The following is a 15,377-nucleotide window of genomic DNA, read 5'->3' on the forward strand; positions in this document are numbered from 1 at the left end:
GCTGGTGCGTGTGCCCCCGTCGGTCACGCGGGGCGGCGGGCCTCGTCGACGAGCAGGACGGGGATGCCGTCGCGGACGGGGTAGGCCAGGCCGCAGCTGGTGTCGGTGCAGATCAGTTCGGTGTCCTGCTCCGTGAGGGGGGCGTGGCAGGCCGGGCAGGCGAGGATCTCGAGGAGGCCGGATTCGAGGGGCATAGGGGTTTCCTTCGAGGTGCGGGCGCTTGGGTCGTGCCTGGTCAGGTTACCGCCGGTGGGCGTGGAGCCTCAGCCTCTGATGATCCCCAGTACCTCGTCCCGCACCCTGGCCATCGTCTCGGCGTCCCTCGCCTCGGCGTTCAGGCGCAGCAGCGGCTCCGTGTTGGACGGGCGGACGTTGAACCACCAGTCGGCGGCGGAGACGGTGAGGCCGTCGAGCTCGTCGAGGGTGATGCCCTCGCGGGTCCCGTACGCGGAGCGGATCGCGGCGAGGCTGGCCTGCTGGTCGGCGACCGTGGAGTTGATCTCGCCGGAGCCGGCGTAGCGGTCGTACTGGGCGACGAGGGACGACAGCGGGCCGTCCTGGCCGCCGAGGGCCGCCAGGACGTGGAGGGCGGCCAGCATGCCCGTGTCGGCGTTCCAGAAGTCGCGGAAGTAGTAGTGCGCGGAGTGCTCGCCGCCGAAGATCGCGCCGGTGCGGGCCATCTCGGCCTTGATGAAGGAGTGGCCGACGCGGGTGCGGACCGGGCTGCCGCCGTTCTCCTCGACGACCTCGGGGACCGACCAGGACGTGATCAGGTTGTGGATGATCATGCCCTTGCCGCCGTGCCGGGCCAGTTCGCGGGAGGCGACCAGGGCGGTGATCGCCGACGGGGAGACCGGCTCGCCGCGCTCGTCGACGACGAAGCAGCGGTCGGCGTCGCCGTCGAAGGCGAGGCCCAGGTCGGCGTCCTCCTCGCGGACCCGCTTCTGCAGGTCGACGAGGTTGGCCGGGTCGAGGGGGTTGGCCTCGTGGTTGGGGAAGGTGCCGTCGAGCTCGAAGTACATCGGGACCAGCGTCAGGGGCAGGCCGGCGAAGACCTCGGGGACCGTGTGCCCGCCCATGCCGTTGCCCGCGTCGACGACGACCTTCAGGGGGCGGATGGAGGTCAGGTCGACCAGGGAGCGCAGATGTGCCGCGTAGTCCGACAACGTGTCGCGGCCGGTGATCGTGCCCGTCGTTGCGGCCGGCTTCGGGGCGCCCGACTCGCTCCACCCCTCGACCAGTTCGCGGATCTGTGCGAGGCCGGTGTCCTGCCCGACCGGGGCGGCGCCCGAGCGGCACATCTTGATGCCGTTGTACTGCGCCGGGTTGTGGGAGGCGGTGAACATGGCGCCCGGCAGGTTCAGCGCGCCCGAGGCGTAGTACAGCTGGTCCGTCGAGCAGAGGCCGATCTCCGTCACGTCCGCGCCCAGTGCGGCAGCCCCGCGCGCGAAGGCACGCGACAGGCCCGGTGAGGAGGGCCGCATGTCGTGCCCGGTGGCGATGGCGCTCGCGCCGGTGACCCGCACGAAGGCCGCCCCGAAGAGCTCGGCCAGGGACTCGTCCCACTGGTCGGGGACGACCCCGCGTACGTCGTACGCCTTCACGACCTGCGACAGATCAGCAGCCACGGCCAACCTTCCTGAAAAAGTACTGTCGGTCCGCCCAAACTACCCTCGCCCACCGACAGCGCGTCGGGCGGACACCGAGAGGACTCCCCGCCGTCACCTCAGGTCAGGGCAGCATCCAGCCCAGGACCGGAGTGCTCTGGCCGACCACGATGAGGCACATCACCAGCAGGCCCAGGGCTCCACGGCAGCACCTTGCGCAGCAAGTCGCCCTCGCGGCCCGCGAGTCCGACGGCCGCGCAGGCGATGGTGAGGTTCTGCGGGGAGATCATCTTGCCGAGGACGCCGCCGGAGCTGTTGGCGGCGGCCAGGAGGTCGGGTGACAGTCCGGACTCGCGGGCGGCGGTCACCTGGAGGGCGCCGAAGAGGGCGTTGGCGGAGGTGTCCGAGCCGGTCACGGCGACGCCGAACCAGCCGAGGACGGGCACAGGAAGGCGAGCCCGGCTCCGGCCGCCGCCACGAAGTGGCCGATGGTCGCCGCCTGCCCGGAGAGGTTCATGACGTACGCGAGCGCGAGGACGGACGGTCACGGTCAGGATCGCGAAGCGCAGCTCGCGGACGGTCGCGAGCCATTGGGTCAGTTGTCGGGCGAGCGCAGGACCCGCAGGTGGCCGCGGCGTGCGACCTCTCTCGGGTCGGCCCCGCGGCCTCCGCCGCCGGCCCCGGCCGCCCGCTCCTGGGGACGGGCCGCCTCACGCACGGCGTTGGCAAGCGCTTCCAGGTCGTCGCCGCTGGGGCGGGCCGGGGCCGAAGCGTCGAGAAGCCGGACGACCTCCCAGCCGCGTGGGGCGGTGAGGCGCTCGGAGTGCTCGGCGCACAGGTCGTAGCAGTGGGGTTCGGCGTAGGTGGCGAGCGGGCCGAGGACCGCGGTCGAGTCGGCGTAGACGTACGTCAGCGTCGCGACGGCGGGACGGCCGCAGGCGGTGCGCGAACAGCGACGTACAGGGCTCACGACGTTGGACGGTACCGCACTCTTGAACGGGCCGCGACGACTCTCCACCAGGTCACCCCACCGTGTCGTGCTGTGAAACGCCCCACACACCTCCTGGGGCACACCTTGCTGACCTGCCAGGACAGCGCCGTCCGGGGTGCCGGACGGTCCCGCAAGCGGTCAAGAGTCATCACAAAACCCTCAATTGCCGTGAGGTCGCCGGTCTCGGCGGGATACGGATTTGAGCCCAACCTTGGCTTGAACGGTCATGTAACAACATGCCGTGCGGTGCGGCCGGAAGCCGCCCGTACCGCCGTGCGGTGCCGGGCACAGGGGCGCGGCGGGGACTACCCTTCACCAGTGATGGACAAGCCCGTAACGCCCCGTGCCGCCGCCCCCGGGCCCCGCCGTCGTGATCGCCACGGACGGGGCATGCGCGGCCCGATCGCACCGCCGCAGGTGCCGCTCGCCGCGAGCCGCGCGGAGGCGTTCGCCGATCTGGTGCAGGACTCCGTGGAGCGCCTGGAGCGGCGGTGGCCACAGCTCGCCGACATCGACTTCCTCGTCCTGGAGGTGCCGCGGCTCGACGGCCCCGGTCAGGCCTGGAACGACGAGGCGGTTCCGCTCGGGGGCACGATCAACGCGCGCGAGGGCCATCCCGCGCGTGTGGTCGTCTACCGGCGGCCGGTCGAGATCCGCACCAAGGGGCGCGACGAGCGGGCGGCGCTGGTGCACGAGATCGTCGTCGAGCAGGTCGCCGAGCTTCTCGGCCTGACGCCGGAGACGGTTGATCCGCGGTACGGCGAGGACCAGGGCTGAGACGGACGCCGCCCGGAAGACCTACTTCTGCAGCACCGACAGGTCCTCGTCCGCCTCCGGCACGGCCACCGTCCCCCGGTCGTCCGGCAGTGTCTGCACGGTGAAGGCGGGGACGCCGCCCTCGCTCGCCGCCAGGGTGCGGGCCCCGTAGACCGGGCCGCCGGAGACCGGCTCGACCGTGAGCGCGTACGTGCCCTTCAGGCCGCTGGGGGCCGGGGGCTCGATGTCCTGGGTCGTGCCGGCCTTGATCGTGTACGTCTTCGACACGGGTGTGCCGCCCTCGCTGCCGGCCGAGGCGGTGACCTTGACCGTGGCGGCGGCGCCGGGGGCCGTCAGGGACAGGGTGCTGCCCTTGCCGCTGTTGTCCGCGGACGTCGCGCGCGTGCCGACGGGGCGGGCTGCCGGGATGAACGCCGTCTCCTGCTTGTCGCCCTTGCCGCGGACGACCCGCAGGGCCGCCACGACCGGCACCGACCGGTCCGTCGGGGACAGGACCAGGGAACCGGCCTCGCCGCGGGTGACGTCGCCCAGGTCGACGGCGGTCGTCATGCCGCCCTTGACGTGCACCGTCTCGTGACCGGCCGGGGTGATCAGACCGGAGGGGGAGGCGAGGCGCACCTTCAGGTCCGCGTCGGCGTCGCCGGGGGTGAAGGCGACCAGGCGCACGGAGGTGGCGTCCTTGGGGATGCCGGGCAGGACGAGGCTGCCGGACGGGTCCGTGGACGCGGCCAGCCAGTCGCCGCCGATCTTGTCGTCCAGGGCCTGCACGGCGGCGCCGACGCGTCCGCTGCGGACGTTGACGTGCACGGTGAGGTCGGTCTGCCGCTCGTCGGTGAGGGTGGACAGCAGGACCGGCTCGCTGGAGTGCGGCTGGATCGTGATGCCCTCCCCCACCGCTGACTTCAGGGCGCCGTCCTTGCCGTAGAGCTCGATGTCGGCCACGGCGGCCGAGTCGTCGGGGTTGGTCAGGTGGACGTAGTCGGTGCGGTCGGCTTCCGTGCTGGCGCCGGGGAACCAGAAGTCGGTGTCCGGGGCGGTGCAGTTGACGCCCTGGAGGCCGCGTCCGGTCCCCGCGGCGACCTCGGTCGTCTCCTGGACGGTCCAGCCGGGCGCGAACCTGCCGTCCGCGGTCCCGACGAGGGCGGGCGCGTCGCCGCCGGAGCTGTCGCCGGTGACCGGCTTGCCGGGCACCTCGGGAGTCAGCACGGGCTTCGCGGGCTTGTCCTTGCCGGACTTCCCGCCGTCCTTGCCCGTGCCTTCGTCCTCGCCGTCGGCCGAGGGGCCCGCCGACTTCTCGGTGGCCGCCCGGAGTTCGGCCTTGCCGCCGCTCTCGGTGCCCTTCGTGACGGGCGTGAAGGAGGTGTAGGACGTCTCGGCGAGGTCGGACGTGCTGGGCGCCGGGCACAGCAGGCTCGTGCGCTCCACGGGCAGTTGGGCGGCCGCCTTCGCGGCGGTGTCCGTACCCGGGGTGCCCGGCTGGGACAGTGCGGCGAAGCCGGTGACGGCGGCGAGCGCGGTCGTGCCGGCGATCAGGGACAGGGTGGTGCGGTTCACTGCTGGCTCCCGTCGGGACGCTCACTGCCCGTGCCGTGGGGGTGGTGCTGCTGCGCCGGGTCGTACGGCGTGCCGTAGCCCTGCTGATAGGCCTGGTCGTAGCCCGTCTGGTCATAACCCGTCTGGTCGTACGGCGGGGTCTGGGGCTGACCCTGGCCGCCGTAGGCGTACGGGTCGTACTGGCCGCCCTGGTACGGGTCCGCCGGGTACTGCTGCCCGTAGGCGTCCACCGGGTACTGGGCGTTCTGGTACTGGTCGCCGTAGCCCGCGTACTCGCCGCCCTGGTAGCCGGCGTTGTCCCACTCACCGTAGTTCTGCTGCTGCGGCACGGGAGCCGGCGGCTGCTCGGGCTGTGCGGGCGGGAATTCCTCAGGTGCGGCGGCCTCTTCGGCCCCGGCCTCCGCCTGGGCGCGCAGGCGGCGGGCGCGGCGGCCCTCGCCGGCGACGGCCTCGGCCGGTACGGCCGGCTCGTCGGGGAGGTCGTCGTCGACGTCGCGGCGCCGGCCGGGCAGGGCGAGCACCACGAGGACGACGGCGAGGAGGCCCTGGGCCCACAGCCAGGCCGTGTGGCCGACCGGGTCGTCGTAGGTGACGTCCAGCCTGCCGCCGGCGGCGGGGAGTTCGAAGCCCTGGGCCCAGCCGTCGACCGTCGTGCGGGTCAGCGGCTTGCCGTCGAGCGTGGCGGACCAGCCGTCGGAGGCGGAGTCGGCGAGGCGCAGCACGCGCCCGCCGGCGCCGGCCGGAATCGTGGTGTGGATGTCGACCGGCCCGGCGGCGACGGGCTGCGGGGTGCCGGATCCGGAGGCGGGGACGATGGTGGCGCGCGCGACCTCCCGGTTGACGCGCCACAGCGCGCCGCCGTCCTGCTGGCTGAGCCGGGTCAGACCGGGCGTGGCGTCCAGGACGCGGGTGACCTCGCGGGGCGCGCCCTGGTGGACGAGGACGTAGCGCACGGCGAAGCCGCCGAGCTGGTCGGACTGGTCCGCGCCGGAGCCCGCGACCAGGTTGGCGACGACCTTGTCGAGTCCGCTGTTCTCGCCGTCGGCCGCGGCGATCTCGCCGTCACCGAGGCGGGCGCCCGAGCCGCGGACCAGCATGTAGCCGACGCGGGCGCCGGAGTCGCTGTCGAGGACGAGGGTGCGGGCCTGGTCGCGGGTGCCGCTCTCCTCGGCGACGAACGCGGGGACCTGTGTGGCATCGCGCCGCTCCAGGGGGCCGTCGGCGCCGCGGATCATCCAGCCGGCGGCGATGAGCAGCGGGCCCGCGGCCGAGGCGAAGGCGATCAGCACGGCGACCGGCTGGCGCCAGCCGAAGCTCTGCTCGGCCACACGCGCGCGTGCCCCGTCGGCGCCGAGCGCGGCGGCCGCCAGGAGGGCGATGCCGTAGACGAGGGTCGCCGGGCCGGCCCAGGTGGAGCTGTTGGACAGGACCGCGAAGACGAAGCCGACCAGGGCGACCGCCCAGGCCGTCCAGATGCCCGACTGGCGTTCCGAGCGCACCAGGGCGGCGAGGGCGGCCAGCACGATGCCGCAGAGCATCAGGCCGCTGACGGTGCCGGGGCCGCCCGGGCTGGCGCCGAGCAGGTCGAGGGGGGAGGCGGCCGAGGAGCCGTACTCGAGGCCCGCTTCCTGGAGGAAGCCGAACGGGAGCAGCGTCAGCGACCAGGGGGCGAGGAGCAGCAGGGGCGTGCCGAGCTGGGCGAGGAACCGCAGCCCGTAGGCCGTGATGTCGGTCCGGCGCAGCACCAGCAGCCCGACGCCGAGGAGCAGCGCGATGGGCCACACGATCGGCGTGAAGGCGGTGGTGATGGTCAGCAGCAGCGCGTACGCCCAGGTGGCGCGCCAGCTGCCGCGGGCTCCGGCGGCCTTGGTCAGGCCGCCTGCCGTGATGCCCGCGCGCGCGATGAGCGGCAGCAGCGCGGCCAGGACGGCGGTGCCGATGCGGCCGCCGGCGAGGGATCCGGTGGCGGCGGGCAGGAAGGCGTAGACGACGGCCGCCCAGGCGCGCAGCAGCCGGGAAGCGACGAGCGGCCGGGAGGCGAAGTAGGCGGCGACGCCGGCCAAGGGCACCGAGCCGACGAGCAGGACCGTGACGGCGAGGCCGGTCGAGCCGAACAGCAGGGACGCCAGCATCGCCACGAGCGCGACGTACGGCGGCGCGGACGAGGTGCCGCCGGCGCCGACCGGGTGCCAGGCGTCGAGGTAGCGCGACCACAGCTCGGCGGAGTCGGCCGGGGCGGGCAGCAGGGCGCCGCCCGCGAGCGCGCCGCCGCCGAGGAGCTGGCGGCAGGCGACCAGGGAGACGAGCAGCAGCACCAGGAAGAGCACCGGGCCGGGCTTGCGCGCGATGCGCTTGAGCCGGGCGAACTGCTCGATCTCCAGGAAGTCGGCGTCGTCGCCGCCGGGGCCCGACTCGACGGCGCTGCCGTGCCTGCCCGCGCCGGCGGCGACTTCCGGGTCGGAGCTGCCGACGAGGCTGCTCGCGACCTGCTCGACGGTGACGCGGACGGTCGCGCCGGGCGGCGGGAACAGCGCCCGCAGCTCGGTCTTGTCGATCCGGGGGGCACCTCTGCCGCGCCGCCCGGCGAGGATCCGCTCGGGCCTGAGCAGCGTGCCCATCAGGCCGCGGATCTCGTCGACGGCCTGTCCGGGGACCTTGCCGACGAGGTAGGCCACGGTCCGCAGCAGGGTGCCGAGCACGATCCGCAGCATCACCCAGGGGAGCACGGCCGTACGCGAGTTGACGAGCAGGGTGTAGACGGCGCCGGCCTTGTCGACCTTGTGCGGGGAGGCCGCCGTACGGCCCATGCAGTCGACGGTGCGGCGCTCGCGGCTGGATGCCTCGGCGTGGCGGACGACCGCCTCGGGGGCGACCAGGACGCGGTAGCCGGCCGCGTGCGCGCGCCAGCACAGGTCGACGTCGTCGCGCATGAGGGGCAGGTGGCGGTCGAATCCGCCGAGCTGCTCGAAGACGTCGCGGCGGACGAGCATGCCGGCGGTGGACACCGACAGGACGGTCCGGACGTGGTCGTGCTGGCCCTGGTCCTGCTCGCGGCGGTCCAGGCCGGTCCAGCGGCGGCCGGAGTTGGCGATGGAGACGCCGACCTCCAGCAGCTGCCGCCGGTCGTACCAGCCGCGGAGCTTGGGGCCGACGACGGCCACGTCCTCGCGGCCCAGCTCGTACTCGTTGTCCACGGCCCGCAGCAGCTGGGCCAGGGCGTCCGGGTCCGGGGCGCAGTCGTCGTGCAGCAGCCACAGCCACTGCACCGGCTCGCCGTGCGGGAGCTCGGGCAGGTCGTAGGCGTCGTCGCGCCATGAGCGCGTGACCGGGTCCCAGCCACTGGGGCGCTTCAGGTAGGGCAGCTCGTCCGAGGTGAGGACCGGGGCGGTGCGGCCGCACTCCTCGACGGCCTGGCCGAAGCCGGTGCGGCGGGCGAGGTGCAGCACACGGTCGGCACCGAGGGCGTCGGTGACCAGCTGGGCGGAGGCGTCCGCGCTGCCGGTGTCGGCCCCCATCGCGTACTGGACGGGCCGCTCCTGGCCGAGCAGCCCGGCGAGCGCGTCGGGCAGCCAGCGGGCGCCGTCGTGGGAGACGAGGACCGCGGTCACCACATGACGCGGGAACTCAGGTGTGGCAGCGGTGTCGTGATGAGCTGCCGGGTGGCTGTGCACGGACATCGAGGTACGGGCCCCGGTTCGGTGGACTGCGGTGGACGCCTGCGCCCGGTGGGGGCGGCGGGGCGTCTCGGACGAGCGACCACACTATCGGCTGCGCAGCAAGGCGGCCCGCCGCCTGTGGATAACTCACGGGTGACGGGCCGTTCACGAAGGGGGCGGGTCAGACGGCCGCTTTCTTCAGCCGGCGGCGCTCCCGCTCGGACAGGCCGCCCCAGATGCCGAATCGCTCGTCGTTGGCGAGGGCGTACTCGAGGCATTCGGAGCGGACCTCGCAGGCGAGGCAGACCTTCTTGGCCTCCCTGGTCGAGCCGCCCTTCTCGGGGAAGAAGGACTCGGGGTCGGTCTGGGCGCACAGCGCGCGCTCCTGCCAGCCGAGTTCCTCGTCCGCGTCGTCGACCAGCAGTTGCTGCACCGTCTCGGTCATGTGCGCCCCTCGTCTGTCTTCGCGTCCCCGTGATCTAGCCGTTACCGATTCCGGCTGAACGACACGAGTGAAATTACAAGTGTGCTGCTCCGGGCGAGTCAAGCCGAGATCTGCTATTGAGCCCCTTATTCACTCTGCGGAACCAAGCCCATGCGGAAAGTGTTCAAATCACCATAAAAGCTGACACACGGGTGGACCCCCGAGGGCTCACACGTTCCGCCGGACCCCTCGCGGACCTCTGAGGAGAAGGACGCCCAGGAGTTCGATCTCGTTCCGACACGCACGTCGAAGCGAAACGGATCACAGTCGGATCACGACTACGCAACGGGGTTTGTGCGCCCGGTTGGACGCCATGTGTCCCGGGCGGACCAAGAACAAACCTTTCATCTGAGCGATCGACCGGATGAGGTGAACCACATCCCACATACCGGGTGTCGAGTTGACAGTGATGGTGTGAACCGGTGTCCTTGTGGGCATGCTCGCGAACTTGGCACCCACCTCGACCCGCACCGCCGGGTCCCACGGTGCTGCCCGCGCTCGCTGTAGCTGTTGCTGTCCCAGCTGTTGAGCCACACCCGCTCCAGCTGAAGGCCGAGCCACCCGTGTCCAGGCTCCCGTTCCCTCTGACCTTCTTTCACTGAGGAACCACACACCCCATGAACAGCGACAGCGACCTCCAGATCGCCGGCGACATCCTCGAAGTCACCCACCTCCTCCAGACCCCGCGCGAGCACCCGGCCACCGTCGCCGAGTTCGTCGGACTGGCCCGCTCCCTCGCCGAGGACCGCTCCCAGTGGGAGCACCTCGTCCGCTACGACGCCGCCAGCCGCTGGTACCACCGGCTGCGCACCGGCCCGGGCTACGAGGTGTGGCTGCTGTCCTGGCTGCCCGGGCAGGGCAGCGGGCTGCACGACCACGGTCGCTCCTCCGGAGTGCTGACCGTGCTGGACGGCACGCTGACCGAGCGCACGGAGCGGGGCACGCGCGCGTTGCGGGCGGGCGCGCAGCGCGTTTTCGCGCCGGGGTACGTGCACGAAGTCGTCAACGACGCACTGGAGCCGGCGGTGAGCCTGCACGTGTACTACCCGGGCCTCACCGAGATGCCGATGCACACGGCCCCGCACTGCGAGGCCCGGAGCGTTCCGGGTGCCGTGACTGCCTGAGCGGTGGCCGTAACCGCTGACCGGTTGCCGTAGCCGCTGACCGGTTGTCCGAGGCGCCTGCAAGACTGGCTCCCATGCGCATTGTGGTTCTGGCAGGCGGCATCGGCGGTGCCCGGTTCCTGCGTGGTCTGAAGCGGGCCGTCCCGGACGCGGACATCACGGTCATCGGCAACACCGGGGACGACATCCACCTCTTCGGGCTGAAGGTCTGCCCGGACCTCGACACGGTGATGTACACGCTCGGCGGCGGCATCAACGAGGAGCAGGGCTGGGGTCGCACCGACGAGACCTTCCACCTCAAGGAGGAGCTCGCGGCCTACGGCGTCGGGCCCGAGTGGTTCGGCCTCGGCGACCGGGACTTCGCCACGCACATCGTGCGGACACAGATGATCGGTGCCGGATACCCGCTGAGCGCGGTGACTCAGGCGCTGTGCGACCGCTGGAAGCCGGGCGTGCGGCTGATCCCCATGTCCGACGACCGCATCGAGACGCATGTGGCCGTCGAGGTCGACGGCGAGACCAAGGCGATCCACTTCCAGGAGTACTGGGTGCGGCTGCGCGCCTCGGTGCCCGCCCAGGCGGTCGTGCCGGTGGGCGCCGACCAGGCGAAGCCCGCGCCGGGCGTCCTGGAGGCCATCGCCGAAGCGGACGTGATCCTCTTCCCGCCGTCCAACCCGGTCGTGTCGATCGGCACGATCCTCGCCGTGCCCGGCATCCGGGAGGCGATCGCCGACGCCGGGGTGCCGGTCGTCGGTCTCTCCCCCATCGTCGGTGACGCGCCCGTGCGGGGCATGGCCGACAAGGTACTCGCCGCGGTGGGCGTCGAGTCGACCGCGACGGCGGTGGCCGAGCACTACGGCTCGGGCCTGCTGGACGGCTGGCTCGTGGACTCGGTGGACGCGGGCGCGGTGGAGCAGGTCGAGGCGGCCGGGATCCGCTGCCGGGCCGTGCCGCTGATGATGAGTGACACCGACGCGACCGCGCGGATGGCCCAGGAGGCACTGGCACTGGCCGAGGAGGTGCGGGGGGCGTGAGCGGCGCGGATCAGGGTGTCGCCGGGTACCGGGTGTGGGCCCTGGGCGGGCTGCCGGAGGTCGCGGCCGGGGACGACCTGGCCAAGCTGATCGCGGCCGCCGAGCCCGGCCTGGCCGACGGAGACGTGCTGCTCGTCACCTCGAAGATCGTGTCCAAGGCGGAGGGCCGGGTCGTCCGGGCCGCCGACCGGGAGGCCGCGATCGACGCGGAGACCGTACGGGTGGTCGCCCGGCGCGGCAGCCTGCGGATCGTGGAGAACCGGCAGGGTCTGGTCATGGCCGCGGCCGGGGTCGACGCGTCCAACACCCCCTCCGGGACCGTGCTGTTGCTGCCCGAGGACCCGGACGCCTCCGCCCGCGCCATCCGCGACGGACTGCGCGACGCCCTCGGCGTCGACGTCGGGGTCGTGGTCACCGACACGTTCGGACGCCCCTGGCGGGCCGGGCTCACGGACGTCGCGATCGGCGCCGCGGGAGTGCGCGTGCTCGACGATCTGCGCGGGGGCACGGACGCGTACGGCAATCCGCTCAGCGCCACCGTCGTCGCCACGGCCGATGAACTCGCCGCCGCGGGCGACCTGGTCAAGGGCAAGGCCGCGGGGCTCCCCGTCGCCGTGGTGCGCGGGCTGCCGCATCTGGTGGCGGAGGGCGAGGACGGCGAGGGGGCGCGGGCCATGGTCCGCGGCGCGCGTGACGACATGTTCCGCCTCGGCACCTCGGAGGCGGTGCGGCTGGCCGTGACCCAGCGGCGTACGGTCCGGTCCTTCACGGACGAGCCCGTCGACGCGGGCGCCGTACGGCGGGCCGTGGCCGCGGCCGTGACGGCGCCGGCGCCGCACCACACGACGCCGTGGCGGTTCGTGCTGCTGGAGTCGGAGGAGTCGCGGACGCGGGTGCTCGACGCCATGCGGGAGGCGTGGATCGCCGATCTGCGCCGGGACGACAAGAGCGAGGAGTCCATCGCCAAGCGGGTCCGGCGCGGGGACGTCCTGCGCAACGCGCCCTACCTCGTCGTCCCCTGCCTGGTCATGGACGGCTCGCACACGTACGGCGACACGCGGCGGGACGGCGCCGAGCGGGAGATGTTCGTGGTCGCCACCGGTGCCGGCGTGCAGAACTTCCTGGTCGCGCTGGCCGGGGAGCGGCTGGGCTCGGCATGGGTGTCGTCGACGATGTTCTGCCGGGACGTGGTCCGCGAGGTGCTGGACCTGCCCGCGCACTGGGACCCGATGGGGGCGGTGGCGGTCGGGCATCCGGCGGAGGAGCCGCGGGCGCGGCCCGAGCGGGACGCGGGGGCGTTCATCGAGGTGCGGTGACAGGTGCCGGGCGGCGCCTACGCTCGTAGGGCTGCTCCTTCGGATCCCAGGGACGTCATTCATGGCAGGACGGTTCGCTCCGCGACCCACGCTCCCCCACAGCCCGAAAGGCGTGGGAGGTACCCCCATGCCGGTGCGCGGTGGGCAGGTCGCCGCGCCCTCGGGTGTGCCTCGGCAGGCGACGGGGCCGGGGCGGGTGCGCGCGTGGATGCCGGACGGGCCGCTGGATCTCGGCCTGGTGCTCGGGCCGTTGCGGCGCGGGCCCGGCGATCCGACGTTCCGGGCGACGCCGGACGGGTCCGTGTGGCGGACCAGTCTCACTCCGGCCGGGCCCGGCACGCTCCGGGTGTGCGGGTACGGCGGTGGGGTGCGCGGGGAGGCCTGGGGGCCCGGAGCGGAGTGGCTGCTGGAGCGGTTGCCGGAGTTGCTCGGGGCGGCGGACGATCCGTCGGCGTTCGTGCCGCGGCACCGGCTGCTGGCGTCGGCCCGGCATCGGCGGCCGGGGTTGCGGCTGACGCGGAGCGGGCTGGTGCTGGAGTCGTTGATCCCGTCGATCCTGGAGCAGAAGGTCACGACCGACGAGGCGTACCGGGCGTGGCGGCTGCTGGTGCGGAAGTTCGGGGAGCCGGCGCCGGGGCCCGCGCCCGCGCGGATGTACGTGATGCCGGCGCCGCGGACGTGGGCGCTGATTCCCTCGTGGGAGTGGCATCGGGCCGGGGTCGACAACAAGCGGGCGTCGACGATTCTGCGTGCCGTGCGGGTTGCCGCGCGGCTGGAGCAGGCGGTGGGGATGGAGCCGGCGGCTGCTCGGGCTCGGCTCGAGATCGTGCCGGGGGTCGGGCCGTGGACGTCTACGGAGACGGTGCAGCGCAGTCATGGGGCGGCGGACGAGGTGACGGTGGGGGACCTGCATCTGCCCGGGATCGTGGGGTGGGCGCTGGCCGGGGACCGGGACGCGGATGACGCGGCGATGCTGGAGCTGCTGGAGCCGTATGCGGGGCAGCGGCATCGGGCGGCTCGGTTGATTCTGCTGAGCGGGAGGGTGCCGGCGCGTAGGGCGCCGAAGATGCCTCGGTGGGATATCGGGCAGTTGTGATCTGTCGGGGTTGAGATGCTCGGCGTCGGTGCCGGAGGCGGTAAGTCCGCAGCCCGGCGGATCGGGGTGCCGCGTCGTTGGAAGGGTGCCCGCCCCAGCGGCACGATGGCCCGCAGCTGAGGGGGACGGGGCGCCACAGCCGAGCGGGCCGTGGCCGCGCAGCGAAGTTGGGCGGAGGGCCGTAGCTCAGCGAGACGGCCGCGCGCAGCGAAGCCAGACGGGCGCGTAGCTCAGCGGGACGAGCGCACGCAGCGAAGCGAGACGGAGCGCCCGCGGCTGAACGGGACGGGACCCCGCAGCCGAGCGGGGGCGCGCGCAGCCAAGCGAGGCAGGGAGACCGCAGTCGAAAGGGACGGGACCCCGCAGAGCAAACGGGGCAGGGCCCCCCGCAGCTGAGCAGGACGCGGCACGCGCAGCGAAGCGGGACGGAGCGACCGCAGCTGAGTGAGACCAGGACCCCGCAGCCGAACGGGGAGCGCGCACAGCCAAGCGAGGCAAGCTCCCGCTGCTGAAAGGGACGGGGCCCCGCAGAGCAAATGGGGCAGGGCCCCCCGCAGCTGAGCAGGGCCGGGACCCGAGCAGGGCGGGGGCCCGCAGTCGAGTGGGGTGGGTCCCCGCGGTGGGGTGGCTCCGGCCCGGGCGCGCTACTGGTCCGAGGAGAAGCGGACCGCTCCTGCCGGGATGCGGGCGTCGCACCATATGCGCGCGCCCTGCAGGAGTTCGTTGTCGGGGCCGATCACCGCGCCGTCGCCTATGACCGTGCCGGTGAGGACCGAGCGCCGGCCCACGCGGGCGCGGGTGCCGATCAGGGAGTCGGTGATGACGGCGCCCGGTTCGATGACCGCGCCCGGGAGGATCGTGCTGCCGAAGATCCGCGCGCCCTCCGCGACGAAGGCGCCCTCGCCCACCACCGTGCCGCCCGTCAGCTTCGCGTCGGAGGCGACCTGGGCCGTGGGCAGGACCAGGCGGTCGCCGCAGCGGCCGGGGACGGCGGGCGACGGGGCCCGGCCGAGGACCAGGTCGGCGGAGCCCCGGACGAAGGCCGCCGGGGTGCCCAGGTCCAGCCAGTACGTCGAGTCGACCATGCCCTGGAGGTGCGCGCCGGCCGAGAGGAGACCGGGGAAGGTCTCCCGCTCCACCGACACCGGCCTGCCCAGCGGGATCGAGTCGATGACCGAGCGGCGGAAGACGTACGCCCCCGCGTTGATCTGGTCGGTGACGATCTCCTCGGGGGTCTGCGGCTTCTCCAGGAACGCCAGGACCCTGCCCGTGTCGTCGGTGGGGACCAGGCCGTAGGCGCGCGGGTCCGTGACCTTGGTGAGGTGCAGGGAGACGTCCGCGCCCGTCGTCTCGTGGGTGTCGACCAGGGCCCGGATGTCCAGGCCCGTCAGGATGTCGCCGTTGAAGATCAGGACCGGGTCGTCGGGGCCGGAGTGCAGCCGGGAGGCCACGTTGCGGATGGCGCCGCCCGTGCCGAGCGGCTCCTCCTCGGTGACGTACTCGATATGGAGTCCGAGCGCGGAGCCGTCACCGAAGTACGGCTCGAAGACCTCGGCCAGATAGGACGTGGCCAGGACGATGTGCTCGACGCCCGCCGCTCTCGCTCTCGCCAGCTGGTGCGTGAGGAAGGGCACCCCGGCCGCCGGGACCATGGGCTTGGGTGTGTGCACCGTGAGCGGGCGCAGCCGGGTGCCCTTGCCGCCGACCAGGAGGATCGCTTCTGTCACGTGTCGTCTCT

Annotated in this window: 12 protein-coding genes and 1 pseudogene; 5 read left to right on the top strand and 8 right to left on the bottom strand. The window is 73.2% G+C overall.

Going from position 1 to position 15,377, the window contains the following annotated elements:
• Positions 1 to 23 precede the first annotated feature (23 nt).
• From CEB94_RS16250 to CEB94_RS16265, 4 genes and pseudogenes are all read right to left on the bottom strand, one after another.
• Entirely contained in the window at positions 24 to 194 is a 171-nt protein-coding gene (locus CEB94_RS16250; RefSeq protein ID WP_175432911.1) for a Trm112 family protein, read from the bottom strand.
• A 69-nt stretch (positions 195 to 263) separates the two neighbouring features.
• Positions 264 to 1,628, bottom strand: a complete 1,365-nt coding sequence (locus CEB94_RS16255) for a phosphomannomutase/phosphoglucomutase (RefSeq protein WP_175432912.1) — start codon at positions 1,626 to 1,628, stop codon at positions 264 to 266.
• Between the two features lie 103 nt (positions 1,629 to 1,731).
• Positions 1,732 to 2,200: pseudogene (locus tag CEB94_RS16260) on the bottom strand (L-lactate permease); the annotation flags it as partial.
• A gap of 2 nt (positions 2,201 to 2,202) precedes the next feature.
• Positions 2,203 to 2,625 carry a DUF3499 domain-containing protein gene (locus CEB94_RS16265; RefSeq protein WP_175432913.1) on the bottom strand — a complete coding sequence of 141 codons (423 nt, stop codon included), beginning with the start codon at positions 2,623 to 2,625 and terminating at the stop codon, positions 2,203 to 2,205.
• Positions 2,626 to 2,919: 294 nt separating this feature from the next.
• On the opposite strand from CEB94_RS16265, the gene CEB94_RS16270 reads away from it, so the two are divergent.
• A complete protein-coding gene (locus CEB94_RS16270; protein ID WP_175432914.1) occupies positions 2,920 to 3,375 on the top strand; it encodes a metallopeptidase family protein in 456 nt (151 codons plus the stop codon).
• Between the two features lie 21 nt (positions 3,376 to 3,396).
• Here CEB94_RS16270 and CEB94_RS16275 read toward each other — a convergent pair whose 3' ends face one another.
• The 3 genes from CEB94_RS16275 to CEB94_RS16285 form a co-directional block, all read right to left on the bottom strand.
• A complete protein-coding gene (locus CEB94_RS16275; RefSeq protein WP_175432915.1) occupies positions 3,397 to 4,929 on the bottom strand; it encodes a DUF5719 family protein in 1,533 nt (510 codons plus the stop codon).
• Complete coding sequence (locus tag CEB94_RS16280) at positions 4,926 to 8,606, bottom strand: glycosyltransferase (protein WP_175432916.1); 3,681 nt, start codon at positions 8,604 to 8,606, stop codon at positions 4,926 to 4,928. The genes CEB94_RS16275 and CEB94_RS16280 overlap by 4 nt, the downstream gene beginning before the upstream one ends.
• Before the next feature lie 160 nt (positions 8,607 to 8,766).
• Positions 8,767 to 9,030: a WhiB family transcriptional regulator gene (locus CEB94_RS16285; protein ID WP_010034659.1), complete on the bottom strand. Its 264-nt coding sequence runs from the start codon at positions 9,028 to 9,030 to the stop codon at positions 8,767 to 8,769.
• Between the two features lie 656 nt (positions 9,031 to 9,686).
• On the opposite strand from CEB94_RS16285, the gene CEB94_RS16290 reads away from it, so the two are divergent.
• The 4 genes from CEB94_RS16290 (at position 9,687) to CEB94_RS16305 (ending at position 13,639) form a co-directional block, all read left to right on the top strand.
• Positions 9,687 to 10,193 (top strand): cysteine dioxygenase, encoded by a 507-nt coding sequence (locus tag CEB94_RS16290; RefSeq protein ID WP_175432917.1) that lies wholly within the window; start codon positions 9,687 to 9,689, stop codon positions 10,191 to 10,193.
• A gap of 74 nt (positions 10,194 to 10,267) precedes the next feature.
• On the top strand, positions 10,268 to 11,227 hold the full coding sequence (gene cofD, locus CEB94_RS16295) for a 2-phospho-L-lactate transferase (RefSeq protein ID WP_175432918.1): 960 nt from the start codon (positions 10,268 to 10,270) through the stop codon (positions 11,225 to 11,227).
• Positions 11,224 to 12,543 (top strand): coenzyme F420-0:L-glutamate ligase, encoded by a 1,320-nt coding sequence (locus tag CEB94_RS16300; RefSeq protein WP_175432919.1) that lies wholly within the window; start codon positions 11,224 to 11,226, stop codon positions 12,541 to 12,543. The genes cofD and CEB94_RS16300 overlap by 4 nt, the downstream gene beginning before the upstream one ends.
• 61 nt (positions 12,544 to 12,604) lie before the next feature.
• Complete coding sequence (locus CEB94_RS16305; protein ID WP_381108238.1) at positions 12,605 to 13,639, top strand: DNA-3-methyladenine glycosylase family protein; 1,035 nt, start codon at positions 12,605 to 12,607, stop codon at positions 13,637 to 13,639.
• 644 nt (positions 13,640 to 14,283) lie between these two features.
• Here CEB94_RS16305 and manB read toward each other — a convergent pair.
• Positions 14,284 to 15,366, bottom strand: a complete 1,083-nt coding sequence (gene manB, locus CEB94_RS16310) for a mannose-1-phosphate guanylyltransferase (RefSeq protein WP_175432921.1) — start codon at positions 15,364 to 15,366, stop codon at positions 14,284 to 14,286.
• Between the last annotated feature and the right edge of the window lie 11 nt (positions 15,367 to 15,377).

Origin of the sequence: Streptomyces hawaiiensis (genome assembly GCF_004803895.1) — a bacterium.
Taxonomy (GTDB): Bacteria; Actinomycetota; Actinomycetes; order Streptomycetales; family Streptomycetaceae; genus Streptomyces; species Streptomyces hawaiiensis.